The 25,917-nt window shown below is 57.6% G+C and carries 23 protein-coding genes; 12 read left to right on the top strand and 11 right to left on the bottom strand.

The window, feature by feature from the left end:
* Positions 1 to 28 precede the first annotated feature (28 nt).
* The 4 genes from CYB_RS00165 to CYB_RS00180 all read left to right on the top strand — a co-directional run bounded on the left by CYB_RS00165 (position 29) and on the right by CYB_RS00180 (position 4,232).
* Positions 29 to 871, top strand: coding sequence for an ABC transporter ATP-binding protein (locus CYB_RS00165; RefSeq protein ID WP_011431710.1), 843 nt, complete (start codon positions 29 to 31; stop codon positions 869 to 871).
* 17 nt (positions 872 to 888) lie between these two features.
* Positions 889 to 1,485 carry a Uma2 family endonuclease gene (locus CYB_RS00170; RefSeq protein WP_011431711.1) on the top strand — a complete coding sequence of 199 codons (597 nt, stop codon included), beginning with the start codon at positions 889 to 891 and terminating at the stop codon, positions 1,483 to 1,485.
* Between the two features lie 86 nt (positions 1,486 to 1,571).
* Positions 1,572 to 3,707 (top strand): molybdopterin oxidoreductase family protein, encoded by a 2,136-nt coding sequence (locus tag CYB_RS00175; protein WP_011431712.1) that lies wholly within the window; start codon positions 1,572 to 1,574, stop codon positions 3,705 to 3,707.
* Positions 3,708 to 3,731: 24 nt separating this feature from the next.
* The gene (locus tag CYB_RS00180) at positions 3,732 to 4,232 is read left to right on the top strand and encodes a nitrate reductase associated protein (protein WP_011431713.1); all 501 of its coding nucleotides are present in this window, start codon (positions 3,732 to 3,734) and stop codon (positions 4,230 to 4,232) included.
* Here CYB_RS00180 and CYB_RS00185 read toward each other — a convergent pair.
* The 4 genes from CYB_RS00185 to CYB_RS00200 all read right to left on the bottom strand — a co-directional run bounded on the left by CYB_RS00185 (position 4,229) and on the right by CYB_RS00200 (position 9,853).
* Entirely contained in the window at positions 4,229 to 5,446 is a 1,218-nt protein-coding gene (locus CYB_RS00185) for an RNA-guided endonuclease InsQ/TnpB family protein (protein ID WP_011431714.1), read from the bottom strand. The two genes, CYB_RS00180 and CYB_RS00185, sit on opposite strands and share 4 nt — an antisense overlap.
* A gap of 460 nt (positions 5,447 to 5,906) precedes the next feature.
* Positions 5,907 to 7,202, bottom strand: coding sequence for a phosphoribosylamine--glycine ligase (gene purD / locus CYB_RS00190; RefSeq protein ID WP_011431715.1), 1,296 nt, complete (start codon positions 7,200 to 7,202; stop codon positions 5,907 to 5,909).
* Positions 7,203 to 7,304: 102 nt separating this feature from the next.
* A complete protein-coding gene (locus tag CYB_RS00195; RefSeq protein ID WP_238376828.1) occupies positions 7,305 to 8,480 on the bottom strand; it encodes a glycosyltransferase in 1,176 nt (391 codons plus the stop codon).
* An 83-nt stretch (positions 8,481 to 8,563) separates the two neighbouring features.
* Entirely contained in the window at positions 8,564 to 9,853 is a 1,290-nt protein-coding gene (locus CYB_RS00200; RefSeq protein WP_011431717.1) for an HD domain-containing protein, read from the bottom strand.
* A 160-nt stretch (positions 9,854 to 10,013) separates the two neighbouring features.
* Between CYB_RS00200 and CYB_RS00205 the strand changes: the two genes are divergently transcribed.
* Positions 10,014 to 11,015, top strand: a complete 1,002-nt coding sequence (locus CYB_RS00205; protein WP_238376829.1) for an SGNH/GDSL hydrolase family protein — start codon at positions 10,014 to 10,016, stop codon at positions 11,013 to 11,015.
* 29 nt (positions 11,016 to 11,044) lie between these two features.
* Here the strand turns inward: CYB_RS00205 and CYB_RS00210 are convergent, their stop codons facing one another.
* Positions 11,045 to 12,880 carry a ribonuclease J gene (locus CYB_RS00210; protein WP_011431719.1) on the bottom strand — a complete coding sequence of 612 codons (1,836 nt, stop codon included), beginning with the start codon at positions 12,878 to 12,880 and terminating at the stop codon, positions 11,045 to 11,047.
* A gap of 219 nt (positions 12,881 to 13,099) precedes the next feature.
* Positions 13,100 to 14,044, bottom strand: a complete 945-nt coding sequence (dapA, locus tag CYB_RS00215) for a 4-hydroxy-tetrahydrodipicolinate synthase (protein WP_369791758.1) — start codon at positions 14,042 to 14,044, stop codon at positions 13,100 to 13,102.
* Between the two features lie 251 nt (positions 14,045 to 14,295).
* Between dapA and CYB_RS00220 the strand changes: the two genes are divergently transcribed.
* Positions 14,296 to 14,922 carry a nitroreductase family protein gene (locus CYB_RS00220; RefSeq protein WP_011431721.1) on the top strand — a complete coding sequence of 209 codons (627 nt, stop codon included), beginning with the start codon at positions 14,296 to 14,298 and terminating at the stop codon, positions 14,920 to 14,922.
* Between the two features lie 51 nt (positions 14,923 to 14,973).
* Here CYB_RS00220 and trpD read toward each other — a convergent pair whose 3' ends face one another.
* Positions 14,974 to 16,005, bottom strand: coding sequence for an anthranilate phosphoribosyltransferase (gene trpD, locus CYB_RS00225; RefSeq protein ID WP_011431722.1), 1,032 nt, complete (start codon positions 16,003 to 16,005; stop codon positions 14,974 to 14,976).
* 183 nt (positions 16,006 to 16,188) lie between these two features.
* Between trpD and trmFO the strand changes: the two genes are divergently transcribed.
* The gene (gene trmFO, locus CYB_RS00230; protein ID WP_011431723.1) at positions 16,189 to 17,568 is read left to right on the top strand and encodes an FADH(2)-oxidizing methylenetetrahydrofolate--tRNA-(uracil(54)-C(5))-methyltransferase TrmFO; all 1,380 of its coding nucleotides are present in this window, start codon (positions 16,189 to 16,191) and stop codon (positions 17,566 to 17,568) included.
* A 91-nt stretch (positions 17,569 to 17,659) separates the two neighbouring features.
* On the opposite strand, the gene CYB_RS14455 is transcribed toward trmFO, so the two are convergent.
* Both CYB_RS14455 and CYB_RS00245 read right to left on the bottom strand, forming a co-directional pair.
* A protein-coding gene (locus tag CYB_RS14455) for an IS5-like element ISSoc13 family transposase (protein WP_148202668.1) occupies positions 17,660 to 18,402 on the bottom strand; the annotation gives its coding sequence in 2 pieces (ribosomal slippage) (positions 17,660 to 18,084 and positions 18,084 to 18,402; 744 coding nt in all).
* Positions 18,403 to 18,620: 218 nt separating this feature from the next.
* Complete coding sequence (locus CYB_RS00245) at positions 18,621 to 19,637, bottom strand: phosphotransferase enzyme family protein (protein WP_187147247.1); 1,017 nt, start codon at positions 19,635 to 19,637, stop codon at positions 18,621 to 18,623.
* A 359-nt stretch (positions 19,638 to 19,996) separates the two neighbouring features.
* Between CYB_RS00245 and remA the strand changes: the two genes are divergently transcribed.
* From remA to CYB_RS00270, 5 genes are all read left to right on the top strand, one after another.
* A complete protein-coding gene (gene remA, locus CYB_RS00250) occupies positions 19,997 to 20,266 on the top strand; it encodes an extracellular matrix/biofilm regulator RemA (RefSeq protein ID WP_011431727.1) in 270 nt (89 codons plus the stop codon).
* Between the two features lie 100 nt (positions 20,267 to 20,366).
* Positions 20,367 to 21,014, top strand: a complete 648-nt coding sequence (gmk, locus tag CYB_RS00255) for a guanylate kinase (RefSeq protein WP_369791759.1) — start codon at positions 20,367 to 20,369, stop codon at positions 21,012 to 21,014.
* Between the two features lie 342 nt (positions 21,015 to 21,356).
* Positions 21,357 to 21,815 carry an adenosylmethionine decarboxylase gene (gene speD / locus CYB_RS00260; protein WP_011431729.1) on the top strand — a complete coding sequence of 153 codons (459 nt, stop codon included), beginning with the start codon at positions 21,357 to 21,359 and terminating at the stop codon, positions 21,813 to 21,815.
* A 119-nt stretch (positions 21,816 to 21,934) separates the two neighbouring features.
* On the top strand, positions 21,935 to 22,873 hold the full coding sequence (locus tag CYB_RS00265) for a fused MFS/spermidine synthase (protein ID WP_011431730.1): 939 nt from the start codon (positions 21,935 to 21,937) through the stop codon (positions 22,871 to 22,873).
* Positions 22,874 to 22,965: 92 nt separating this feature from the next.
* Entirely contained in the window at positions 22,966 to 24,117 is a 1,152-nt protein-coding gene (locus CYB_RS00270) for an NAD-dependent epimerase/dehydratase family protein (RefSeq protein ID WP_011431731.1), read from the top strand.
* On the opposite strand, the gene CYB_RS00275 is transcribed toward CYB_RS00270, so the two are convergent.
* Together CYB_RS00275 and CYB_RS00280 are read right to left on the bottom strand one after the other, a co-directional pair.
* On the bottom strand, positions 24,114 to 25,025 hold the full coding sequence (locus CYB_RS00275) for a histone deacetylase family protein (protein WP_011431732.1): 912 nt from the start codon (positions 25,023 to 25,025) through the stop codon (positions 24,114 to 24,116). The genes CYB_RS00270 and CYB_RS00275 overlap by 4 nt on opposite strands.
* A gap of 57 nt (positions 25,026 to 25,082) precedes the next feature.
* A complete protein-coding gene (locus tag CYB_RS00280) occupies positions 25,083 to 25,403 on the bottom strand; it encodes a hypothetical protein (protein ID WP_011431733.1) in 321 nt (106 codons plus the stop codon).
* Positions 25,404 to 25,917: the final 514 nt, after the last annotated feature.

Raw genomic sequence — 25,917 nt, forward strand, 5'->3', positions numbered from 1 at the left:
CTTAAACTCTCGATTGGAAAACACCATGATGACCAGTTCTCGCCTATCTTCCTCACCGCTATCTTCTGCATCTCCGGTTGCAGGACTGCCCCTTCTTTGTCTTCAGAATGTGGGCAAGACCTACTTCACCTCAGCAGGGCCCTTCGTTGCGCTGGAAAATATCAATCTGGAAGTGGCCGCCGGTGAGTTTGTTTGCATTATCGGCCACTCGGGTTGTGGCAAATCCACCTTGATCAACATGGTGGCGGGTTTTTCGACTCCCACTTCGGGATCCATCGCCCTCAAGGGCCAGCCCATCACCTCCCCAGGGCCAGATCGGATGATGGTGTTTCAACATTATTCCCTTTTGCCCTGGCTGACTGCCTTTGAAAATATTTATCTGGTGGTGGATCAGGTTTACCCAAACAAATCCCGGCGGGAGAAAAGGGAAATCGTTGAAGAACACCTAGAATTGGTAGGTTTAGCAGAGGCAGCCCACAAGCGGCCCAAGCAGCTTTCTGGAGGCATGAAGCAAAGGGTAGCCATTGCCCGTGCTCTTGCCGTTCGTCCGCAAGTTTTGCTCTTGGATGAGCCTTTTGGGGCCTTGGATGCCATTACCAAGGAAGATCTACAAGATGAGCTGCTGGCCATTTGGCGGGATCACCGCTGCACAGTTTTGATGATTACCCACGACATCGACGAGGCTCTCTACTTGTCAGACCGTGTGGTGATGATGACCAACGGCCCCGCTGCCCATATTGGTGAGATCTTGACCATTCCCTTTGAGCGACCGCGCATCCGCTCCCGCATTATGGAAATGCCTGAGTTCTACGAATTGCGTAACCGCGCCCTTGACTTCCTCTATCGCCGCTTTGCCCATGGAGGGGATTGAGCTAGGGTTCAAAATACTTGGAGAGGGAAGTTGATGGCCGCTGCTCCGGTTCAGGTAGTTCCAACCGATCTCCCAATGGAGGAGCGGGTCTTGCCCTGCCCAAAACCCTTGCCGACTGTCTGGCCAACCCAGTTGCTCCAACCAAATGGGTAGATGGCTACATTGTGGAGAAAGTGGGGCAAACCTTAGGGCATGCAAAGATCCAAACCCGACTTCTCTTCCGTTGGCTCGGTTATGTTGAATGTCTGCCATTGGGGGGTATGGTTTTGGTGAAGGCTCCCTGCCAAACGACAGGCAAAGTCAGAAGACCTGATGTTGCCTACCTGTCTCCAGATTTAATCCAGCAATTTGGAGAGGATATTGCCACTTTGCCGCAGAGCTATCCCCTCACCGGAGAGATCCTCTCCCCAACCGACTCTGGAGAGGACATTTTCTTGAAAGCCCAGGAGTATCTCAGCTCCGGTGCGCTGGAAGTCTGGCTGGTTTTTCCCAAAAGCAAATTTATTTTTATCCAGACTCAGGATCGCCACCTTTGGCTAACCGAACAAGAGACTGCCAAAAGCCAGGTTGTATTGCCCGGATTTGAGATCCAAGTGGCCGATCTCCTCGGCTGAGAGATCCTTAACCTGATGGCCTATCGGGATCCAAAATGCAAGACACTTATCCATCCTGACAGGGATCCCCACTCATGGTGACCGCGATGGAGCCGGAAAAAGCCGTCATCAAAACCCTATGTCCCTACTGCGGCGTAGGGTGTGGATTGGAAGCGGTTTCGACAGCCTCAGGTGGCTGGAAAATAAGAGGCGACCGGGAGCATCCTTCCAGCTTGGGGATGGTCTGTGTAAAGGGGGCTACGGTTCTGGAGGCAGTTGGTCGAGATCGGCTGCTCTATCCCCTGTTTCGGGAGAGCTTGGGCCAGCCCTTTCGTCGCATTTCTTGGGATCAGGCTTTTGAGGAGATGGTTTCTCGGCTGCGCTGCCTCAAAGACAACCCTCACTCCATGGCTATGTATGGATCGGGGCAGTTGCTCACTGAAGACTATTACGTTGCTCAAAAGCTCATTAAGGGCTGCCTGGGCACCAACAATTTCGACACCAACTCGCGCCTGTGCATGTCCTCAGCCGTCTCGGCCTACACCCAATCCCTGGGATCCGATGGCCCCCCCTGCTGCTACGAGGATCTCGATCTCTGCAATCTGGCTTTTCTGGTGGGCACCAACACCGCCGAGTGCCATCCCATTCTTTTTAATCGCTTGAAGAAGCGGCACAAGCCCGGATCCCCCCTCAAAATGGTGGTCGTGGATCCCCGGCGCACTCAGACAGCAGAAGCTGCCGATCTCCACTTAAAAATTCGCCCCGGTACGGATATCGATCTTTTCAATGGGATTGCCCATTTGTTGTTAAAGTGGGGATCCATTGCTGCTGATTTTATCGAGGGCTGCACCCAAGGTTTTGCTGAATATGCAGCTTTGCTGGCCGATTATGAACCGCAGATTGTGGCCCAGCGCTGCGGAATTGCCACCGAGGATTTGATCGAAGCAGCCAAGCTTTGGCAGGGATCCCAAAGGGTTCTCTCCCTTTGGTCGATGGGCCTAAACCAGTCCAGTGAGGGCACCGCCAAGATCACCAGCTTAATCAACCTGCATCTCCTGACCGGGCAAATTGGCCGACCGGGGACGGGCCCCTTTTCCTTGACCGGCCAGCCCAATGCCATGGGCGGTCGAGAGGCAGGGGGGTTATCCCATCTGCTGCCGGGATATCGGCTGGTGAGCCAGCCCCAGCATCGGGCAGAGGTGGAGCAGGCTTGGGGTTTGCCCGGCGGCTCCATCTCCCCCCACCCAGGACTGAGGGCCACCGAGATGATTGCCGCTCTGGAGACGGGATCCCTGCAGTTCTTCTGGATTGTGGCCACTAATCCTTTGGTGAGCTTTCCGGATCTGGAACGGGTCAAAAAAGCCCTGAAAAAGTCTCCCTTTACTGTTTATCAAGAGGCTTATTACCCTACAGAAACGGCAGAATATGCCCATTTGCTTTTGCCTGCCTGTCAGTGGAGCGAGAAAACCGGGGTGATGACCAACTCCGAGCGCAGGGTTACCCTTTGTCAAGCCTTTCGAGATCCCCCTGGCGAAGCCCGACCCGATTGGGAGATCTTTGCTGAAGTGGGGCGCAGGTTGGGCTTTGAAGCGCAATTTTCCTTCCAAACCGCGGCAGAGGTTTATGCAGAATTTGCCGCCCTTACCGCAAATCGCCTCTGCGATCACTCCGGCCTCAGCCATGCCCTTTTGGCAGAACGAGGCCCTCAGCAATGGCCTTATCCCAAAGAAAGAACCTCGGCCCCTAAGTCCACTCGCCTCTACACAGATTGGCGTTTCCCGACCCCCGATGGCCGCGCCCGCTTTATCCCCCACCATTCCCGTGGCCTAGCAGAGCCGCCGGATCCCCAGTTTCCCTACGTATTAACCACGGGCAGGCTTTACGGCCATTGGCACACCCAAACCCGCACCGGCAGGATTGAAAAAATCAAGCAAATGCACCCCCAACCCTTTATTGAAATCCATCCTCGCGATGCGGAAAAGCTGGGCATCCAAGATGGAGATTGGGTTCAAGTGCGTTCTGCCCGCGGGCGGGCCTATTTCCCGGCCAAGATAACTGCCAACATCGCCCCTGGAACAGTGTTTGTGCCCATGCACTGGGGATCCCTCTGGGCAGAACAAGCCGAGTGTAATGCCCTTACCCATGACATCAGTTGTCCCGATTCCGGCCAGCCGGAATTAAAAGCCTGTGCCGTTGCTCTTGAGAAAGCCGACCCACCGCTCAAGCAATCCCCTCAACTCTAGATTTGGTTCCTAATCGAGGTTCCCATGACTCTGTTTCAGTTTGAGCAAGATTTTGCCGACTCTCTGCGATGCATCCCCATGACCTTGCGCCTAAAGCTGGATTTGTGCGGGATCAAGCTCAAGCTCCATCAATGGGCCAAGTTTTCCTTAGAAGAGCGGCGGAAGTGTGTTGATTGGCCCTCTGAATCTCCACAGGATCTAGAAGAACTCCGCAACCATCTGCGCCATTTGGTTCGCTCCATCTGCCACGAAGAGGCGCAAGAGATTCCCATTGATCCCCAGCCTGAATGGCAAAATCCCAACCAGATCCCAATGGCTGTCCAACAAAAAGCTCAAGACCTGGGGATCCGGCTTGCCCTCGATTTCTGGAGAAACTTGCACGATATCCAGAGATTTGCCTTGCTGAAGTTGAGCCGATCCCATCACGAAAACAAAAATTTCTTGCCCGCTCTGCGAGAGTTTGGCCTGAAGATGGCGAGGGATGGTGATTGCAGTTACTGTAAACTACCCGGCTCCGACCGCTAAGCGATACGGAGCGGGCTTTCAGTAGCCCTGAGCCTGTTCTGCTCTACCAGAGAACAAAACAAGCCCGGACCTCTAGGCTGGTTTACGACAGCCCCCAAGAGCGCAATTACGTTTGCACCATTCAAATCCGCATCCCCTTCCCATCCACAGTGCCCACACTTGAACGACTTACCACTGCGATAGGATTGCGCAGGGTCGGGATGGATGTGCAAACACCGGTGGCAGGTCTGCGACGTGTAGGCAGGCGGAACAAGAATCAGAGCAACCCCCGCACGCAGAGCCTTGTATTCCAGAAACTGCCTCAGTTGGTAGAACGCCCAACTGTTGGCCCTGCGCCTTTCGGTTTTGCTGCGTGGCTGTTGATTGACCCTTTCCCGGATCCCTGTCAGGTCTTCCAGAGCGATAGCGCTGTTGGTAGCTTTTGCCCTAGAGACAATAGCTTTGGAGATGCGATGATTGACCCACGTTTTTGCTACGCAACGCTGACGCGACTGAAAGCGTCTCTCCTTGCCAGACAGCCGTTGCAACAGTTCTCTGCATCTGCGCCGCGAACTGCGTGTGCCCTTACTGGCTTTGCGTTGGAGTGCCGCCCTCAGCTTGGAGTAGTGGTCGCGGACTCTGTTCAACTGCTGTCCATTCCAGTTGTCCCCCTCTGACGTATGAGCAATATCCGTCCTTCCCAAGTCCACCCCGATCACCTTGTCGGTATCTTGTTGCTTGGGTGGTTTTTTCTCTACGCAAATCTGGATGTAGTAGGAGCCATCCTTCCGCTGGACCAGGGTGGCAGATTTGGGGTTGGAACCAGCCAGCATCCCACGCTGGTAGTTGCCAATGGCCAGTTCAAAGCGTTCTCTCCCTTCCACCGTGGTCAGCGACACCGTCCAGTCTTTTTGACGGAACGAGAAGATGCGTGCGTCGTAGGTAACAAAGCCGCTCTTAAACTCCTTGACGGGACGCTTTTTCTGCTTAGCCACTTTGCGGGAACCCGCTACCCGTCTGCACACCTGTTGAGCCAAGTTACTGGACAAGCCGAACCGGGCTCGAATCTCGTAGTAGCAAAGGGATTGCAGTTTGACCGCGTTGACGATCTTCTCCGGCGTGTTCTGGTTGACCCAGTTCAAGGCTTGGCCAAAAGCCTCCATCGTCGCGTCCAATTTGGCGGCTTGCGACTGGGCTACCTTGAGCTTACAGGATATGGTCAGGACTTGGCTCATAAGTTCATTGTACTTCATCAAAGCGCATTCCTCCCGACACCGACCCTACGGGTACAGTGCGGGGCTCCTGCGATTTCTAGCTGAATCTATTTGAGAGAGATAGTCTTCTCTGCCATGCGCTGCCCCAGACGAACACCCCCAACCCCTCTTCCACCCTGGGAGAGGAAATGCCTGCTCTAGGGGATCCGGGTCCGCAACAGTTCAAGTGGGCTAATGGGGGATCCCCCTCGAGAGGGGAGAGACTCAGCTCAGCAATATCCGTGCCTAGTCAAAGCAGAGGGCTATTGTTAAGGAATCTAAAGTAAAGTTGAGCTTTTGATATCACTGTTGCCGTCTTGTTACCGAAAGCGCTATCGTCTAAGCATCAAAGCTTTTTTCAAAGCTGCTTTATGGGCCCTGGAGGAGCGACCCCTCTGGGGCTTCTTCCATCCGGCTGCAGCTGAGAGGGCAAGGGATGGCTTTATGGGGTAGGGATCACTCCTCGGCGGACGGCAGGCCCCAGGGCGTGGCTGCCGATGTCAGAACGATAGTAGGCCTTGGGAAACTGCACTTGCTCCACAGCTGCGTAGGCTTGGCGCAGGGCCTCGGATAGGGTTGCCCCTTGGCCGGTAAGACAGAGAACGCGCCCGCCATCGCTCAGGAGCTGCTTGCCTGCCTGGCGGGTACCCGCATGAAACACCAACGCCCCCGTGGTGGCAGCTGCATCCAAGCCGGAGACGGGGATCCCTCGCTCGTAGGCATCGGGATAGCCTGGGGCTGCCATCACCACGCAGGCGGCATAGCCGGGTTTCCATTTGAGCTGGATTTGGGCCAGCCGTCCTTCTATACAGGCCAGCAGCACCTCGTCCAAAGGGTTTTCCAGCAAGGGCAGGAGGACTTGAGCCTCTGGATCCCCAAAGCGGCAGTTGTACTCCAACACGTAGGGATCCCCACTGGGCGTGATCATCAAACCGGCATAGATCACCCCCTGGTAGCGGATGCCCCGCCGTTGCAAAGCCTCCAGGGTGGGATCCAGGATCTGGGCTTGGATGCGGGCCAACAGTTCTGGAGTTACCAGGTGATCCGCAGGGGCATGAGCTCCCATACCGCCGGTGTTGGGGCCAGTATCGCCCTCGCCAAGGCGCTTGTAGTCCTGGGCAGGTGGCAGCGGCACACAGATCTGGCCATCGGTTAGAGCCAAAACCGACACCTCCTGGCCGGGGATAAACTCCTCGATCAGCACCTGATCGCCCGGCTTGGCCAGGGCTGCTTCCAGGGCTTGCACGGCTTCTTCCCGGTTTTGGGCAACGGTTACCCCCTTGCCGGCAGCCAGTCCATCTTTTTTGATGACCACTGGGAAACTCTGGGAGTCGAGATAGGCCACAGCGGCAGATAGCTCAGCAAAGCCGGTAGCGCGAGCAGTCGGGATCCCCGCCTCTTGCATCAATTGCTTAGCCCAGAGTTTGCTTCCTTCCAGTTGGGCAGCGGCGCGGCTAGGCCCGAAAATGGGCAACCCTGCTGCCTGGAAGGCGTCCACGATCCCCTGCACCAAGGGCAGCTCTGGCCCTACCACCGTCAGGCGGATCCCTTGTACGGTAGCAAACCGCACCAGGCCTTCAATGTCGGTAGCCGCCAAAGCCACGGATTGACAGCGGGGCAGCTGCTGCATGCCGCCGTTGCCGGGGGCACAGTAGATCCGAGTAACCTGGGGAGACTGCAACAGCTTCCAGGCCAGAGCGTGTTCTCGCCCCCCAGATCCGATGACCAGAGCCTGCATGGTGTGCTATTCCGCTGTTTCTAAACCCAGCTTGCCTGTTTTCCGAACATCCCCCATTAGACCATGTTCTTGTACCATTTCTGGGGTGTTGGCGCACTCCGGTCAGTGGACGGCGAGAGAACGGCCCCGCCAAGTCCAGTTGCGGCCGGTGGTGGTGCGGATGGCCGAAGCCAAGATGATGGCCGCTGTCGCCCAACCCCCCACTGCCGTTAGCCACCAGTAGCAGAGGGGCAGATGCGCCCAATGCCGGAGCAGAAGCCGGATGGCCAATTGGGCCAGGATCCCTGCAAAGCTGGCCAACAGCACCTCCAGGGATCCCGTAGCCCCAGCCAGGATCAGCCCCAACCAGGGCAAGCTGCAGATCCCCAAGACCGTACCCATTGCCAACACCGCCAAGGCCCAGTTGCGCTCCAGGCCCAGGAACCAGTTTTTGGTCCACCCTTCCCAAAGGGCAGCCCCGTTGGCATACATGCGGCTGCGCACCCGCGGCCCTCCCAGGCAAATTTGCAGGCCCAACCCCTGGGCTTTGATCCGTTGCCCCAGGGCCACATCCTCGATCACCACATCGGCCACTCCGGCATGCCCGCCAACTTGCTCGTAGGCAGAGCGGCGAAACAGCAGGAAGGGACCAAAGGCAAAGGCTTTGGGGTTGTCGGGATCGTTGACGGCGGCAAAGTTGTAACCCACCGCCAGGATGGTCATCATGATGGGTTGCACCAGCCACTCCGCCAGGCAACCGCACACCAATTGCGGCCCTACACTCACCAAGCCGCTGCCGCTTGCCAGCAAATGTCCTAAGGCCGCTTCAATGGCACCGGATCCCAGCCGCACGTCGCAATCCAGAAACAGCAAGTAGTCGGCTTCTACGCGGGCGACGGCTTGGGCACAGGCCCAGTTTTTGCCCACCCACCTTTGGCCTTTGGGACGGGGATCCCCCTTGAGCAGGTGTAGGCGCGGATCTTGCCGTTCGGCAGCCAGGGCTTGGGCCAGCTCCCAGGTGGCATCCGTGGATTCATCGTCCACCAACCACACCTGTAAAGGGGCAGAGGTGCTGTCCAGAATGCTGCTCAGGCAGCCCACCACGTTCTCGGCCTCGTTGTAGGCGGGCACGATCACCGCCAGCCGCTCCATCCCGGCCGCGATTTCCCCTGCCTGTTCCGCCGGGGGATCCCTCAGCCAGGGGGAAGCCCGCAACGCTCGCCTCAGTTGCAGAGCCACCAGGGCAATCGCCAAAGCTGTTAAGGACAATACCCCCGTTAGGATTTCTCGGATCCCCACTCCTGCTTCCCTCGTTGTTTAGATGTGCTCAGGAACAGATTCCCACCTCTAATGCTCTAGCTCTGGGATGGCCCAATGATTTTCTAGGCAGACAAAACCCCTTCTACGATATCGCCATAGGGCCGGGGAAAGATTAGCCAGACCTGGCGCTGGGTTTCCACCAAGGCACGCACCAAAGGGGAAAGATGGGCAATTTCTTCATAGCCACGCTCGGTTTTGAGCTGGATCCCTTGGTCATAAAAGCTATAGCCCTGGACATGGGCAGAGCGGATGCCCAAATAGCTTTCAGGATCCAGCCCATCCCGCAGCATTTTGGCCTGCACAGCAGCCACCAGGGTTTGGCGTTGTTCCTCAGACAACTGGGTAATGTTGCGGGCCTTGAACAAATCCCGCTCCAAGTAGCGCCGCGACAGATCCGCCAAGATGGGATCCTTCCCCGACATGGCCCAGAGGCGCATGGGGTAGCTGAAGATGATATCGTCGGCAGCCAAGTAGAGGGGGAGCGGCAACTCGAAGGGATCCCCTTTTTGAGCCGCCAGCGAGGCCCAGCACCAAGCGCTGAGGATGGGATCCAGCTCAATCTCCCCCCTTTGCAAGAGAACCTGCGCCCGTTTGAACAGCCGATCCAAGATGAAGCGGGCGCACAAGCTTTTGGGATGTTGGTACACCTGGGTGTACATGAAATAGCGCACCACCAGGTAGTGCTCGATGGCCCCCAGGCCTTTGCGGGCGGGGATGGACAGGGATCCCGTCTCCGGGTCATAATCCAGCACCGTTAGGATGCGATCCAAGTCCAGGTGGCCGTATTGGGCACCCGTGAGCAGGCTATCCCGCATCAGGTAATCGAAGCGGTCGCAGTCCAGTTGGCTGGAGATGAGTTGCCCCACCAGCGGCAGGGGAAACTGCTTCTGCAGCACTTGCTGCATCTGGGCCGGCAGTTGGGAATCAAACTCCGCCAGCAGCGTCCTCACCTGGGGATCCTCCCGGAGAATGCGGGCCGTCCAAACCTCGTGCCGGCAGCCGAAGATCTCTTCCCCGGCATGGCTAAAAGGGGCATGGCCAATGTCGTGCAGCAGAGCCGAGGCCAAGGTTACCGCCCGATAGGGACGCAGCTCCGGGTGACGATGGGCCAATTTGTCGAACAGCCGCCGCGTTACCTGCAGCACCCCCACCGAATGGGTAAAGCGGGATCCCTCTGCCCCATGGAAGGTAAAAAAGGCCGTGTCCAACTGGCGGATGCGGCGCAGCCGCTGAAAGGCCGGCGTATCGATCAGGCGAATGAGCAGAGCCTCAACCGCGTCCCCTCCATTCAGGCTGATGGCGCCATGCAGGGGATCGTGGTAGGTGCGGGACTTGCAAAACCGTAGCGGCATACTCCCACCATACCTCGCCAATTTTGGGATCCTTGGCTAGCCTGTCTGGGGGTGCTTCCCGCCTCGCCCTATCTATGCCCGCTTTCCCATGCCTCTCTCTGCAAAGGATGCCAGCACCCGAACCCCAGAAAACTCGACTCCAAGACAACAAGACAGCTGGGTGTTCCTCCTCTCCCTGCTGATTTTGATACTCAGTTTGGGGCTAACCGCCTGCTCTGCCAGTTCTGGATCCCCTGTTGTGCCCAGCCCACCCACCCTCACCCGCTACGTTGCCCTGGGAGCCAGCGATGCCGTTGGCTACAACGCCTCCATTTCCTGTGATGGCCCAGCCAACGCCGCCGGCACTCGACCCCAGCGCTCAGAGCCCCTGGACTGCCCCAATGGAACGGGCTATGTGCCCCGCCTGGCTCGCTTGCTGCCCGGCCCAGTGGAGCTTATCAACCTGGGCCGTTCGGGAGCGGTGCTCAGCCCCGCCATGCAAGCCCTGAGGCAGGGGATCCCGGCCAATTTGCTGCAGGATCAAGTGCCGCGCCTTCCCCCCGATGCCACCCTGATCACCATTTGGGTGGGCGGAAACGATACCAACGCCATCGCTCTGGCGGCGGCTCAACGGGCTCTCCGAGGTGAGGATCCCTTGCCCTTCGTCGATCAACAGATCCGACAATTCGCCGCCGATTACCAAACCCTGCTGCAGGCGGTGCGTGCCCGCGCCCCTCAAGCTCGCCTGGCGGTGGCTAACCTGCCCAACTTCGCCCTGATTCCTCTGGGTCAGCAGCAACCCAGCAGCGTGCGCCAACTGCTCTCCCTGATCTCGGTTGGCCTCACGCAACGGGCCATCAACCCCTTAAGCCAACAGGGGATCCCAGTGGTGGACTTGCTCTGCGATCCCCGCTCCTACCGGCGCGAGTCCTTCTTTCCCGGCCCGCTGGCCGACGGGTTTCACCCCAACGACCGGGGCTACGCCGATTTGGCCGATGCCTTCTTAAGCGCCTTTCGGCAACCGATCCCTCCCCAAACCCGCTGCCCTCCCTTTAGCGAGGTGGGATCCCTGCAATGGGATGCGGCGGCAGAGTCCGCCCTCCGCAGTTTTCTCACGGATGAATACAAGCCGGCACAATGGGAAGGATCCCTGCGCTCGGCAAGGGATCCCAAAGGCGCTTAGACGATCCAGCCACGGAGAACGGGCCAGTTTTAGGAAGCAGCTACCGCTGCCGAGGAACGCCGCCGCCGGCCCAGAGCACCCGCTACCGGCTCCGGTTGGGTTTCCACACCCAAAGAAGACACAGACTCCTCTTCAGGGGATTGCACAAAAACCGCCACCGTGGGCCTGCCGGGCAATTGTTCTCGCAAGAAACGGCGCACCACCCGCTCCACTTCGCCCTTAAGGCCGGCCCAGTCGATGTCCAGGCTGCCCCGCTCCAGCGAGCGAGCAAATTGGGGCCACGCTTGCCGAAGGGTGTTCTCCAGAAGGGGTTTCAGGTCGGATCCCTTGAGTTGGTTCCCTTCCCCCGCCAAGCCAAAGGTTTGCACCTGCGGGGTGCAGAGCAACTGGCCGCTGCCGTCCAGGCTGATCACCACCGTCACCATGCCATCTTTGGCGATCTGCTGCCGCTCCTGCAGCATCTCATCCATCACCACTCCATCGTGGGAAGCGGCGATCATCTGCAGGCCAGAGGGGACGCGGCCCGTGATGGCAATGCGCTCCCGGTTCACCTCCACCACATCGCCGTTGTCGATGATTACAATGTTTTCCCGCGGGATCCCCATGCTCATGGCGGTTTCGGCGTGCTTGACCAGCATGCGGTATTCCCCGTGGGTGGGAACGAAGAACTTGGGGCGGGTCAGGGCAATCATCAGCTTCTGGTCTTCCTGGCAGCCGTGGCCGGAAACGTGCAGGCCCTTGTCTTTGCCGTAAATGACATTGGCTCCCAGCTCCATCAGCTTGTCGATGACCCGCGAGACCGCGATGGTGTTGCCAGGGATCGGGTTGGCCGACCACACCACCGTGTCGCCTGGCTTGATTTGCAACTGCGGGTGCTCGCCGTTGGCAATGCGGGTGAGAGCAGCTAGAGGTTCTCCCTGGGATCCGGTGGTGAGGATGATCACCCGGTCATCCGGCAGGCTGTTGATCACATGCATCGGCTGCAGCGTCTCGTCCTTGCAGCGGATGTAGCCCAAACGCCGCGCGTGAGCCACCACATTCAGCATGGAGCGGCCCAGCAGAGACACCACCCGACCCTGCTGTTCGGCGATCTGCAGCACCAAGTTGAGACGATGCACCGAAGAAGCAAAGGTAGTGATGATCACCCGCCCTTTGGCTCCGGCAATGGCCTTGGTGAGACCGGGCACCACTGAGGCTTCAGAGGGGGTGAACCCCGGCACTTCAGCGTTGGTGGAGTCGCTGATCAGGCAGAGCACTCCCTTTTCCCCATGTTCGGCCAACCGCTGCAGGTCGAAGTACTCCCCATCCACGGGGGTATGGTCGATCTTAAAGTCGCCGGTCTGAATAATGACGCCCACAGGCGTGTGCAGAGCCACCGTAAAGCTATCGGCAAAAGAGTGGGTGTTGCGAATGAATTCGGCAAAAAAGTGCTTACTCAAGGGAACGATTTCACGGGGGCCAACAGGACGCAGCTCTGTGCGGTTGAGCAGGCCCACCTCCCGCAGTTTCTCTTCCAGCAGCGCCAGCGCCAATCTGGGGCCGTAGATGACCGGAATATCGAACTCCCGCAGGTGATACGGGATGCCACCGATGTGATCTTCGTGGCCGTGGGTAACCACCATCCCCCGCACTTTGTCGCGGTTTTGCTTGATGTAGGTCATGTCCGGCAGCACGATGTTCACGCCGTGCATGCTCTCATCGGGAAAAGCCAAACCGGCATCCAAGAGGATAATGTCGTCCTCGTAGCGGAAGGCCCATGTGTTTTTGCCGATCTCCCGCTCGCCGCCCAGCGGAATCATCTGAACGGAAGAGGTGGATTGTGGGATCACAGAACGAGAAGCAACTGAAGAACGTGGTGTTGGCATATGGGTTTAGATCCTCAACAGTAAAAAAACAAAAACAGAAATAGGCACAAGCTATCCCCGACAAAGTTGTGGGCGAAAGCCGCAACTCATCCATTTCCCAGGCCGGGGAAGAGCTTTTCAGGGAAAAAGCTACCTACCCACAGGTCAAACGCCACAAAAGAGCCCCTTGCAAACCCCTGAAAACCGTGGTCATGGCAGAAGCAAAGTCTAAAAATGCAATCATGAAACTTTTGTCGCCATTTGTTCGGATCCCTTCGATTCAGCCAGTAGGCCCATCTCTTCAAGCACCTGTCGCAAAACCTGCAGAGAACTGGGCTGTAGAGGCGCTAGGGGAAGGCGCGCCCGACCCACTCGCCAACCCTGCATCTCCAATGCGGCCTTAATCGGAACTGGGTTGGTCTCGATGAATAAAACCTTGAACAACGGAAACAGGCGCAGGTGGTGGGCCAAAGCTTGATCGTGTTGCCCCCTGATGTAGCTCTGGATCAGCTCCTGCAACTGCAACCCAACCAGGTGGCTGGCTACACTGACCACCCCGCTCCCCCCCAAAGATAGGAGCGGCAACGTCAGAGAGTCATCCCCTGAATAGATGGCGAAACGCGAGGGAGTGAGTCGCCGAATTTCCGAAGCTACATCCATCATACCACTGGCTTCTTTGATGGCGACAACCGTTTCCAATTCTGCTAATTGGGCTACAGTCTCCGGCTGTAAACTGGCCCCTGTCCGACTGGGAATGTTGTAGAGCAAGATGGGCAGGTCACTGGCTTGGGCGATGGCCTTGAAGTGCTCATAAAGGCCGGCCTGGGTAGGCTTGTTGTAGTAGGGCACCACCTGCAGAGAGCCATCCAAACCGAGTTGAGCGGCCTTTTTTGTGGCTTCAATGGCCTCACGGGTGGAGTTGGATCCCGTCCCGGCGATCACCTTAGCCCGACCGGCTACGGCATCTCGCACCACGCGGAACAGCTCATACTCCTCTTGCCAGGTTAGGGTGGGAGATTCGCCTGTGGTGCCACAGACCACCAAGCCGTCACTGCCGTGGGTTGCCAAGTAATCGGCCAAACGAGCGGCCTCATCGTAGTTAAGCTCCCCCTCATCAGTAAAGGGGGTAACCATGGCCGTCAGCACTCGACCGAAGTTCACCGATTGCTTCTCCCCATCAACCACACCAATCCAACAATCGACCGGGCGACCCAGATGAGACCAGTTTGTTTTTCCATCATACCTGCCTTTGCGTTAGGGATCCCGCTTGCCTGCCCTGCCAAGGCCCAGTTTGTGCCTCACCCGGTTGCCACAGGCTGGATAAAAGGGAGATAACAAAGAAGACAGACCGTTTGAACACGGAATGTATAGCCATTTGCCAATCCTGCCCCTACCTTTGGGGGGAGCAGCCTTTCTACCGACACTTGAGGATCCCTATGGACGCCCTAACTGCCCTGAAAGAGCGCATTTCCGCCGACAAATTGGATCCCAGCCGCCGTTTATCGGAAGCGGAGATCCGAGAGCTGGTGGCTTATGCTACGGAAGCTCCTTCTTCCTTCAACATTCAGCACTGGCGGTTTGTTGCGGTCACCGACCCGGAAGACAAAGAGCGCCTCAAATCTCTGGCCTACAACCAACAGAAGGTGGCGGATGCATCGGTGGTGTTTATCATCCTGGGGGATCTGCGGGGGTATGAGAAACTGCCTGAAATTGTGCAAAGAAGCGTTGCTGCCGGGATCCTCCCCCCCGAAAAAGCGGAAGGCTGGGTGAACATGGCCCAGGCAACCTATCTCCACAATCCCACCTTGGCGCGGGATGAAGCGATTCGCTCTGGGGCGATGGCTGCCATGGCGCTGATGATCGCGGCTCAGGCCAAGGGTTTGGTGAGCGGGCCGATGATCGGCTTTGATCCGGAAGGGGTAAAGCGGGAGTTCGGCATTGCCGACCGCTACGTGCCGGTGATGCTGCTGGCGGTTGGATATGCGGCAGCGGGTAACCTGCCGCGCAAGCCTCGCTTGGGGGTGGATGAAGTTCTGGCCTTTGGGCGAGGGCGGGAGTTTTAGCCCTAGGCTCAGGTGGGATCCCTGTCGCCCTCTCCTGGGCTCCTACCGGCATCAAGCCTTGAGAAAATGAACCAGCTGTTGCAAGCGATCCCAAGCGGCACCCCTGGCGAGAATCTCGCGAGCTTGGGCGATCCCGGCTCTCCAATCGGGGGCCACTCCGGCCACCTGCAGGGCCAAAGCAGCATTCAAGGCCACCACATCCTGCTGGGCAGGCGTCCCGGATCCCTGGAGAACTTGGGTGAGGATGGCGGCATTTTCCGCCACATCCCCCCCCTTGAGAGCTTGGGTGGGTGCCAGGGTTAGCTCGTAATCTGCAGGGTTCAAGACTTCCGTCCGTACCAGCCCACCGGACAGGATGCCCAGATCGGTGGGTTGATCCAGACCGGCCTCGTCGAGACCTTCGCGGCTGTGCAACACAATGGCCCCTTCCCGTCCCAACAGGCGCAGGGCCTCTGCCATTACCGGCACCAGCTCCTGGGCGTAAACCCCGATCACCTGGCGGTTGGGATAGAGGGGGTTGACCAAGGGCCCCAACAGGTTGAAAATGGTGCGAACCTTGAGGGCCCGCCGATAGGGGATCACCGCCCGCATGGCCGGGTGCCACTGGGGAGCAAACAAAAAGGTGATGCCCACTTCCGCCACAGCCGCCCGCACCCGCTCTGGCTCAGCCCCCAAGTTCACCCCCAGGGCCTCCAGCACATCCGCCGAGCCGACCTTGCCAGAGGCGGAACGGTTGCCATGTTTGACCACCGGGATCCCGGCTGCACTGACCACAAAGGCCACCGCCGTGGAAATGTTAAAAGTGCCGGCCCCATCGCCGCCGGTGCCACAGGTATCCACCAGGAGAGACAAGTCCAGCGGGGATCCCAGCGAAGCCCGCTGTAGCACTCGTGCCATGCCGGCCAGTTCACCGGCGCTCACACCCTTGGCTTGCAGGGCCGCCAGAATCGCCCCCGACACCACATCTGGCACTTGGTTCTGGAGCCAACCGTTCATCAACTGTTCAGCTTGGGCTTCGCTGAGAGATTGCCGATCCAGCAACTGCCCCAAAAGCTGTGGCCAAAGGTCAGCCGTTTCCGTCATGGGTCGGGATCCTGGGTGTCAGCGGGTACTTATAGTAGCGTATCTAGTAGCGTATCCCGCCTCTGGGTCACTTGCCTCGTGCAGGTCGGGCCATGCTGATGGTTGGTATAGTGGGTCTGACCTGGGCCGTTTCCGGCCTCGGCAGGGTGCGTTCTATTCTTCTCTTCCCTCCCGGAGGTTGTGATGAACCCTCCAACTAACCCAAGGGCTTGCAGCCCGCTTGCACGAGCGGGATCCTTTGCCCCCATCCATGTTGTGGGCGGGGGGTTGGCGGGGACAGAAGCTGCTTGGCAAATTGCCCAGGCAGGGTTGCCTGTCATCCTTTCGGAGATGCGCCCCGTGCGTCAGAGCCCGGCCCATCACACCGATCAGTTGGGGGAGCTGGTGTGCAGCAACTCCTTTGGGGCTGCAGCCAGCGATCGGGCGGCAGGGCTACTCAAGGAAGAACTGCGACAACTGGGATCCCTGGTGATCGCGACGGCGGATTGCCATGCAGTGCCGGCAGGAGGGGCATTGGCAGTGGATCGGGCCCGCTTCAGCCAGGCTCTCACGGAAGCCATTCAAAACCATCCCCGCATCACCCTGCGTCGGGAGGAGGTGACGGAGATCCCGGAGGGCATTGCCGTCCTCTGTACCGGCCCTCTGACCAGCGATCCCCTGGCCAAGGCACTGCAAGCCTTTACGGGCCTGGAGTACCTGAGCTTTTTCGATGCTTCTAGCCCCATTGTTACCGGGGATTCGTTGAACCGAGCGGTGGTGTTTCAGGCTTCCCGCTACGACAAGGGGGAAGCAGCCTATCTCAACTGCCCCATGACGGAAGCGGAGTACGAACGGTTTTGGCGGGCGCTGGTGGAGGCAGAGCAGGCGCCCCTCAAGGATTTTGAACGGGAGGAGCGCAAGTTTTTCGAGGGCTGCTTGCCGATTGAAGAAATGGCGCGCCGGGGCAAAGACACCCTCTGTTTCGGCCCCTTGAAGCCGGTGGGGCTGGTGGATCCGCGCACGGGATCCCGTCCTTACGCGGTGGTGCAGTTGCGGCAAGAGGACAAAGCAGGGCAGCTGTGGAACTTGGTGGGCTTTCAAACCAACTTGAAATGGGGAGAACAGCAGCGGGTCTTTCGCCTCATCCCCGGCCTGGAACAGGCGGAGTTTGTCCGCTTTGGGGTGATGCACCGCAATACATTTTTGAATTCGCCCCAGCTTCTGTGGCCGACCTTGCAATTCCGTCGCCGACCCACGCTGTTTGCCGCCGGCCAGTTGGTGGGCACCGAGGGCTATGCCTGCGCGGTGGCAGGGGGATGGTTGGCCGGACAGAACGCCGCCCGCCTGGCTCTGGGGTTGCCCTTGATCACGCTGCCCCCCGAAACGATGATGGGATCCCTGTTTCAGTTCATCAGCAGCGCGGATCCCAGGCACTTTCAGCCGATGCCGGCCAATTTTGGGCTGTTGCCGGATTTGGAGGGGCGCAAGCTTCGCAACAAGCAGGAGCGCTATGGCCGTTACCGGGATCGCGCTTTGGCTGCTCTGAAAACGACTGGGTTGGTGCGCCAAGTGCAAACCGCCTAGGGGAGCTTGGAGCGTGTTCCCGACCATTGCGATCCAAGTCAAAGTCGAGATTGAGCGTTATCGTCATTTGAAACTAGGTTGTGTTGATCTTTCATTTGAGCCAAAAGAGAGCACTGACGAGATAGAGAAAACTCAAGAAGTTCCTGGCCAATTTGTCAAAACGAGAACATAGATGCCGGTACTGCTTTAACTTATGAAAAAAGCATTCGATTAAATGCCTCTCTTGATACAGATGCTTGTCATAATGCCGCTGCGTCTTTCTATTCCTTTTAGGCGGAATAACCGCTTGAGCTTCCCCTATCTTCTCAATCAACTTATCCGCATCATATCCTTTATCCCCAATTACTTTGGTATCCTTTCTCTGCCAGCCCTCTATCAATTCTTCCCCTTGAGTAATATCGCTCTTTTCTCCGCCAGTTATTCTCAATTCCAGCGGATTTCCCAACCCATCTACACTCACATGAATCTTGGTGCTGTATCCCCCTCGGCTTCTCCCCAAAGCTTGCTCCCCTTTTTTCCGGCAGCACAGGAGTGCGCTCGAACCATGGTTGAATCAATAATGAGATGCTCTAAATCAGGGTCGTCAATAAAATACTTGAACATCCGTTCCCACACTCCAAAACGACTCCACCGGTGGAATCTTTGATAGATGGTGTACCATTTGCCATATCCTTCTGGGAGGTAGCGCCAAGGAGCACCGGAACGGGCTATCCAAAGAACTGCTTCAATAAACTGTTTGCAGTTTGCTTCTTTCCCAATGTTAACTCTCTCTTCTGTCTGTAAAAAAGCCAATATCTTCTGCCATTTGTTTTCATCTAAAAAAACCAACTTCATCCTCTTTCCTCTATAAATCATTCTCTCTATCCTAACATAAGATCAACACGACCTAGATTGAGACACTTCCTAGGCGTTTCGCGACCGCCCCCAGCCCCTCTCCCTCTGGGGGAGGAGAGTCGGGAAGCAATGCCACAGAAATATTTAGAAATGTTTCATTCCTATGCCGCGGTAGCAGATCCCAAAACGAGCTGTCAAAAGCTGGGCAAACCTGTTGGCTACCTTCCCTCTTTCCGCTGCTCACAAGACAAAAGGGCGCGCATGGACTCCAACAGTTGGGGTGCCCTCTGGGTGAGGTCTTGATAGAGGCAAATTTGCTGTTGGCAGCGGGCCAGGTTATGGGCTTTGCGGCTGGGGTAGCGCTGGGGATCCCAATTCCAGTAGGCGTCTTCAAACCAATCCTGCAAAAAGCGCATCCCCAATTCCAGGGTAATCAGTTGGATCCCTTGGAGAAGGAGTTCCGGTTGTAGGGCGTGCAAGTTCCCGGTTTGGGCATAGCCCCGCAACCCGGCCAGGATCGCCTCTGGCTGAAGGGTATTTCCTCGTTTGCCCCAGGAGCGCAGGGCATCCCCCAATTCAACATAGAGATTGTGATACATGAAGGTGTCCAGATCCACCAGGCCCACAAATCGCCCCTGCTCATCGAACAAAAAGTTGTTGAACTTGAGATCGGCGTGGATGATTTGAGTTGGGATCCCCGAGGGCAGCAGAAGATTGGGCACAGTTTCGATTAAAAACTGCCATTCTGCCTGCACTTCTGGGGCCGGCTCATACTGGCGTAGCTGTTGCCAAAGGTGAGCCGTATCGTGAAAATGCGGGATCTGGAAGCGAAAACGATAGTCCATCTGGGCCAAGAGTCGATGCAGGCGTCCAACGGCTGCCCCCGCCTCTTCCAGATAGCCCCAATTGGGAGGAGTTGGGTGACAGGATCCCGGCAGACAATCCATGACCCGCCACAGCCCTTCTGCCCAGGACAAGTGCAGGGATCCATCGCGAGCGCGGCGGAATTGGGGGACGGGGAAGCCGTGTTGTCTCAGCCATTGGCCGATGGCTTGACCATCTTCAGTGACAGCAGGATCAAATCGGGGGTGAAGGCGCTGGACGATGAAGGATCCCTCAGAGGTGTTGAGTTTCCAAGTTTGGTGAATGAGGCCCACTCGGATGGCTTCGGGTGGCTCTGGATCCCCCAGTTGAAAGTGCTGGACAAGGGGATCCAGCCAAGTCAGGTCAAGCATAGGCAAGGAAGAAATCTATTCAAGCTTGGGGTGCTGGGTCGATCTTTTCGTTTTCAGAGCTGCCTCAAACTGCTTACCACAGCGGCGGCCTTTGAGGCTTACAGTTCAAGTTCTATTGAAGTGGCTTCATGTTGACGATTTTACCGTCCTCGATAAACAGGGCAAGTTGTTTGGGAGGGTGCAGCTTGTTATGCAACCACAGCCTTTTTGCGGCTCACCCGAACGGGACTTGTCGCCAGAACTCACTGCCCAATTGGCCGAGAACTCAGGTGTCGTTGTGGCAAACCCGCGAAAGAGCCCCATTTGCTACCTTAATGAAGGTTGCTGGCCGGACAACCGTTAGGTTCCCTCATCACCCCATGGATACCCGCCTAATCAACATTGGCTTTGGCAACATCGTCGCCGCTGGGCGTGTGGTCGCCATTGTCAGTCCCGAGTCAGCTCCCATCAAACGCATCATCAGCGATGCCCGCGAGAGGGGCCAGTTGATAGATGCCACCTATGGTCGTCGTACCCGCGCTGTCATTATCACCGATTCCGGGCACGTTATCCTCTCCGCCATCCAACCCGAAACCGTTGCCAACCGCTTCCTCACGGCCAAGCCCGGTTTGTCAGAGGAGACCGAGTGAAAGCCCATCGCTGTGAGCCGTTTGAGAAACCAGAAGTGAGATATCCTAAAACCAACCCAAACAAGTCAATTGCCCAGCCGTCTTGCGTCGGTCTCTGTCTATGCCAACCTCTCCTACCCCGGTTTCCTCTGAGTGTACGCAGCAGCAGGGATCCCTTCCGGCTCCTACCCCGCGCGGTCGCTTGGTGGTTTTGACAGGGCCCAGCGGAGTGGGTAAGGGTACGCTGGTCAACCAGTTGCGCCAGCGCCACCCCGAGCTGTATCTCTCGGTTTCGGTCACCACCCGCCCCCCCCGCCCCAGCGAACAGGAAGGTGTCAACTACTACTTTCGCAGCCGGGAGGAATTTCTCAACTTGATTGAAGCCAACGAGCTGTTGGAATGGGCACAGTATGCGGGCAACTTTTACGGCACTCCCCGCGAGATCGTGTTCCAAAAACTTAACCAGGGTCAGGATGTGCTGCTGGAAATTGAGCTGGCGGGGGCCCGTCAGGTGAGGCAGCAGTACCCAGATGCCATTCGCATCTTTCTTTGTCCCCCTTCTCTGGAAGAGCTGGAACGTCGCATCCGCGAGCGCGGACAAGACTCAGAGGCCAGCATCGAGCGCCGCCTGGAGCAGGCCCGCAAGGAATTGGATGCCCAAGACGAATTTGACTACGTGATTGTCAACGACAACCTGGAGCAAGCGCTGCAGGAGCTGGAAGCCCTGCTCTATCCCCCCTCTCCCTCTTCAAAGGAGCAGCAGCCCTAGCTTCTCCAGCCCCTTCCCGGAACGCTGGTGTCGGTGGTGCAGTGGCTCCAGATTGGGCCTAGGGTTAACTTTCGGTTAAGAAAAAAGCTGCTGGGGAGGGTAGTTTGGCTTTACCAAAAAACTGGGTCTGAAGCTCCGCCCTAGGGCCTACGGCCCGCTGCCGCGATGAGCGCCGCTGCCGTGGAGGGGCAACCTGACACGGTAAGTGCTGTCGCAGAACCAGGAACCAGAATCCCCTGCCTTTAGGCAGGGGAGTATGACAATTGTGAGACAATGGTAAAGCTGCGCTTTCTGTGCAGCCTCTGGTTCTAATCAGTTCTATCTGGCCAATTAGGGGATAGTATGCTGCACACACTATCTGGCCAATTAGGGGATAGGTCTCCAGCTCTGATCGGGATCCACTGTATCCTGGAGCTTTACGACTGCCCGGCCAAACTTTTGGATGATGCCTCTCTGGTGCAACAGGCTTTGCGAGAGGCAGCCAGACGCTCCAACTCCACCTTTTTGGGAGAGCTGTGCCATCGATTTGAGCCACAGGGGATTACAGCCCTCGCTCTTTTGGGGGAATCCCACATCTCCATTCACACCTGGCCCGAAGCGGGCTACGCGGCGGTGGATGTGTTCACCTGTGGTCGCCACACCCGACCGGAAGCGGCCTGTGAATATCTGATCGACGTGTTTCAAGCGCGACGATATTCCCTGCGCAAGGTGCCCCGCCGCACCGCGCAACCGACACTCCTGGAAGAGGCCCCAGACTCGGCTGAGGTGCTCACCTGTGAAGCGACCCGACGAAGGCGCTGAGATCTTCGCCAATCGCAGCTTTTTCCAAACTGTCATGGGGGCCATCTGTAGGCTGGGTGGGATCCGATTCACCCCAGAGGTCAGTCTATGTTGCTGGAAAAAGCTGTAGCGAGGTGCTTATGAGCAGCCCGAGAAGTTTCTTCTGGGTTCAGGAGTACTTTACCCCTTGGGACTACACCGCCCGTGCCGTCACGCGCATCTTGGCCTACCGAAAAACCCCTTTCCAGGAGATGCTGATCGCCGAGACGGGGGCCTTCGGCAAGGGTCTGATGCTGGATGGGCATTGGCAGTCCACTACGGTGGATGAATTTCTGTACCACGAGGCTTTGGTTCATCCGGCTATGGTGCAGGTTGTCCAAGCGGGCGGGATCCCCCGGCGGGTACTGGTGTTGGGGGGGGCAGAAGGGGCAACGCTGCGGGAGGTGCTGCGTTGGCGCTCGGTGGAGCAGGTGGTGATGGTGGATATCGATGGGGAGGTGGTGGCCGCCTGTCGAGAGCACCTGCCGGAAATGCACCAGGGATCCTTTGAAGATCCGCGGGTGGAGGTGGTGATTGCCGATGCCTTGGATTTTCTCCAAGAAACAGGCCCCATTTGGGATGTGATCCTTTCCGATCTCTCCGATCCCATTGAGTCCGGCCCTGCCTACCGCCTCTTCACCCAGGAGTTTTTCCGCCAGATCCGCTCCAAGTTGCAGCCAGATGGGGCTTTCACCATCCAAGCCGGGCCGACGGGGCCGGTTGAGCTTCATCAACACACCCGCATTGTTCGCACCCTGAAAACGGTGTTTGCCGCCGTGCAGCCCTACGCCATCTATGCCCCCACCTACGGTGGCCCACTGGGTTTTGCCCTGGCAGCTCAGGATCCCATCTCCCCCAGGCCAGAACCGGAGCAGATCGACCAGATTCTGAGCCAACAGTTGGATCCCGAGCGAGGGGCACTGCAATTCATCGATGGCATCACCCTTCTGGGCCTCTACCAAGTCCCAGCTCACCTGCGCCGTGCCATTGCCGCCGAGACTGTGGTTTATACCCTGGATAACCCGCCTCGCATTGAATGAGGAGCCATGCAGCGCTCAAAGGGATCCCAGGAGAGTTTGTCTTTGGTGCCATAACTTGGTAGATTCGTGAGCAGCCGAATTTTGCTTCCCTGATGAAAGTCCTGGTTATTGGTGGTGACGGATACTGTGGCTGGGCGACAGCCCTGCACCTATCCAACAGGGGTTATGAGGTGGCCATTCTCGATTCCTACGTCCGCCGCCTCTGGGATCTGCAACTGGGGGTTTCTACCCTGACCCCCATTGCCCAGCTAGAGCAACGGGTGGATCGCTGGAAGGGGCTAACCGGCAAGGACATTCCCATCTTTGTCTGCGACGTTACCAACTACGAAGCCCTGATCTCCTGCATGCGCCGCTTCCCGCCGGAGGCCATTGTTCACTTTGGCGAGCAGCGCTCTGCCCCTTACTCGATGATCAGCCGCGAGCATGCGGTGATGACCCAGGTGAACAACGTGGTGGGCACCTTGAACATCCTCTACGCCATCAAGGAGGAATTTCCCGATTGCCACCTGGTGAAGCTGGGCACCATGGGCGAGTACGGCACCCCCAACATCGACATCGAGGAGGGGTACATCACCATCGAGCACAATGGCCGCAAGGATACCCTGCCCTACCCCAAGCAGCCGGGATCCATGTATCACCTCTCCAAAGTACACGACAGCCACAACATCCACTTCGCCTGCCGCGTCTGGGGCCTGCGGGCCACCGACCTCAACCAAGGGGTGGTATACGGCGTGCTCACAGAAGAAACCGGCATGGACGAGGTGCTGATCAACCGCCTTGACTACGATGGTGTATTCGGCACGGCTCTAAACCGCTTCTGCATTCAGGCTGCCGTGGGCCATCCGCTGACGGTGTATGGCAAGGGCGGCCAGACCCGCGGTTTCCTGGATATCCGCGACACGGTGCGCTGCGTGGAGCTGGCCATTGCTCACCCTGCCGAGCCGGGCCAATTCCGGGTGATGAACCAGTTCACCGAGCAATTTAGTGTTGAGCAACTGGCGTTGCTGGTGCAAAAGGCGGGAGCCACCATGGGCCTGAAGGTGGAAATCAACCACCTGGAGAACCCCCGCGTCGAGCTGGAAGAGCACTACTACAACGCCAAAAACACTAAGCTCCTAGACCTGGGCCTCCAGCCCCACTATCTGTCCGATTCCCTCTTGGATTCGCTGCTCAACTTTGCTCTCAAGTACAAGGATCGGGTGGATGTGCGGCAGATTTTACCCAAGGTGAAGTGGAAAGGTTAACTCTCCAGGCAAGCTTGGGCCAGGCTCAGCCAGCCGCGCGCCAGGTTGTCCAGGTTATAGCCGCCTTCCAAGCCGAAGAGGGTTTTGCGGGTCACCTGCTCCAGGCAAAGGCGGGCCATGCGGCCAAAGGCTTCCGGCTCTAGCTGCATACCGGCCAAGGGATCCCCTTTGGCACAGTCGAAGCCGGCGCTCACCAGCAGCAAATCGGGCTGGAACGCTTGCAAGAACGGCAAGATCTTCTCGTCGAGGGCCTTTTTGTAGGCCAACCAATCCGAGCCGGCAGGCAAAGGCACGTTGCAGAGGTTGCCGTGGATCCCGGTTTCGCGAGCGGAGCCGGTGCCGGGGTAGAGGGGAAACTGATGGATGGAGGCATAGGCCAGTTGGGGATAGCGCTCCACCACCGCCTGCGTGCCGTTGCCGTGGTGAACATCCCAATCGAAAATCGCCACCCGCTTCACCCCCGGCTGATCCAGCGCCCACAGCGCCGCAATGGCTGCGTTGCTGAATAAACAAAACCCCATTGCCCGTTCTGGCTCTGCGTGATGCCCAGGTGGACGGCACAGCACCAAAGCCGGCTGAGCGGTGGTCAAAACCGAGGCAGAGCCGGCCACCCAAGCCCCCACAGCCAGGCGCGCCGCTTCAAAACTTCTCTCCGAGAGAGCAGTGTCGGCATCAATGTGTCCCCCACCTGCTGTTGCCAACTCAGCCACCTGTTGGATGTGCTGACGCGAGTGTACTCGCTCCAGCTCTGCCAGCTCCGCCAAGGGGGGATCCCGCCATTCCAACTGGTTGGCAAAAGGGGCACCACGCAGCGCCTTAACAATGGACTGCAAGCGAGCCGGACGCTCGGGGTGAAATGGCCCAGTATCGTGGCTGAGGAAAATATCGGAATAGTAAACAGGCAACATGGGCAGAGGCAACAAGCTAAGGCAACGCCTTTGCAGTGTAGCTTAAGCCCGCCCCCTCTATCCGTAGAAGACCTCTGACATGGATCCCGCATAGGGGTCAAGGCCAAAAGAGGCTTGTTGGAGTTTTTGATTGACCACATCCCGCACTACCGACCGCAGCAATTCCAGCTCAGAGGAATTGAGTTGATCGCGGCTGGGACACTCATCGGCAGCCAGCCACATGTAGATGGCGGGGACCCGGTTTAGGATCTGCTGCATCATCGCTTCCCGCTCCCTAGCGTCATAAAACACCTGTTGATGGGGGTGCTCAGTGGAGAGGATAGTTTCCAGTTCTCCCAATGCCAGGTACTCGACGATATTAACCAACATCTTTTCCATGATGAATGTCCCTCCTAAAAATCCCTGTCGCTCTTAAAAACAGACATTAAACAAAAAACGCTGCTTCCCCATCTTCCTCCGCTGCTTTTGGCACCGGATTTTGCCTACAGGCCGACCATTTAAGCCGGTTGCAGTTAAGTCTGCCGTCGGGAAGAAGTTGCGGTTTCGTTCGTAAGATCCTCTTGTGCAGCCAATCCTTGCCTCCTCTATTCGCCTCGTTTGCCTTTCCACTTGCCGCTGAAAGCAGCCAATAGGAGCCATCAGCAGCTGGAAAATCTTTTTGCTGGTATTCAGTACCAACGAAGAATTATCAGCGTTCAAGAGAAACAAGGTAGAGCGTTTAACAAAGACTATAGAAACTCGACTGCAAAAGGCAGGAAGATCTTACTCAGCTATTTGTCATTCACTACCCTAACACGTGACTGTGTAAGAAATTGCGGGAATATTAAGAAACTTACATATTTCTTGACAATTGACTAAAACTTCTGTCTGTCAAGGAGGCCCTGGAAGGCAG

It is taken from the genome of Synechococcus sp. JA-2-3B'a(2-13), assembly GCF_000013225.1.
Lineage (GTDB): Bacteria > Cyanobacteriota > Cyanobacteriia > Thermostichales > Thermostichaceae > Thermostichus.

Excerpts from the sequence above, each read along its gene's own strand:
- CYB_RS00220 (WP_011431721.1), top strand. The coding sequence starts at position 14,296 with ATGGACGCCCTAACTGCCCTGAAAGAGCGCATTTCCGCCGACAAATTG.
- CYB_RS00210 (WP_011431719.1), bottom strand. The coding sequence starts at position 12,880 with ATGCCAACACCACGTTCTTCAGTTGCTTCTCGTTCTGTGATCCCACAA.
- purD (WP_011431715.1), bottom strand. The coding sequence starts at position 7,202 with ATGCAGGCTCTGGTCATCGGATCTGGGGGGCGAGAACACGCTCTGGCC.
- CYB_RS00270 (WP_011431731.1), top strand. The coding sequence starts at position 22,966 with ATGAAAGTCCTGGTTATTGGTGGTGACGGATACTGTGGCTGGGCGACA.
- CYB_RS00185 (WP_011431714.1), bottom strand. The coding sequence starts at position 5,446 with ATGAGCCAAGTCCTGACCATATCCTGTAAGCTCAAGGTAGCCCAGTCG.
- CYB_RS00245 (WP_187147247.1), bottom strand. The coding sequence starts at position 19,637 with ATGCTTGACCTGACTTGGCTGGATCCCCTTGTCCAGCACTTTCAACTG.
- CYB_RS00275 (WP_011431732.1), bottom strand. The coding sequence starts at position 25,025 with ATGTTGCCTGTTTACTATTCCGATATTTTCCTCAGCCACGATACTGGG.
- speD (WP_011431729.1), top strand. The coding sequence starts at position 21,357 with ATGCTGCACACACTATCTGGCCAATTAGGGGATAGGTCTCCAGCTCTG.
- trpD (WP_011431722.1), bottom strand. The coding sequence starts at position 16,005 with ATGACGGAAACGGCTGACCTTTGGCCACAGCTTTTGGGGCAGTTGCTG.
- CYB_RS00280 (WP_011431733.1), bottom strand. The coding sequence starts at position 25,403 with ATGGAAAAGATGTTGGTTAATATCGTCGAGTACCTGGCATTGGGAGAA.
- trmFO (WP_011431723.1), top strand. The coding sequence starts at position 16,189 with ATGAACCCTCCAACTAACCCAAGGGCTTGCAGCCCGCTTGCACGAGCG.
- CYB_RS00175 (WP_011431712.1), top strand. The coding sequence starts at position 1,572 with ATGGAGCCGGAAAAAGCCGTCATCAAAACCCTATGTCCCTACTGCGGC.
- CYB_RS00265 (WP_011431730.1), top strand. The coding sequence starts at position 21,935 with ATGAGCAGCCCGAGAAGTTTCTTCTGGGTTCAGGAGTACTTTACCCCT.
- remA (WP_011431727.1), top strand. The coding sequence starts at position 19,997 with ATGGATACCCGCCTAATCAACATTGGCTTTGGCAACATCGTCGCCGCT.
- CYB_RS00180 (WP_011431713.1), top strand. The coding sequence starts at position 3,732 with ATGACTCTGTTTCAGTTTGAGCAAGATTTTGCCGACTCTCTGCGATGC.
- CYB_RS00165 (WP_011431710.1), top strand. The coding sequence starts at position 29 with ATGACCAGTTCTCGCCTATCTTCCTCACCGCTATCTTCTGCATCTCCG.
- CYB_RS00200 (WP_011431717.1), bottom strand. The coding sequence starts at position 9,853 with ATGCCGCTACGGTTTTGCAAGTCCCGCACCTACCACGATCCCCTGCAT.
- gmk (WP_369791759.1), top strand. The coding sequence starts at position 20,367 with ATGCCAACCTCTCCTACCCCGGTTTCCTCTGAGTGTACGCAGCAGCAG.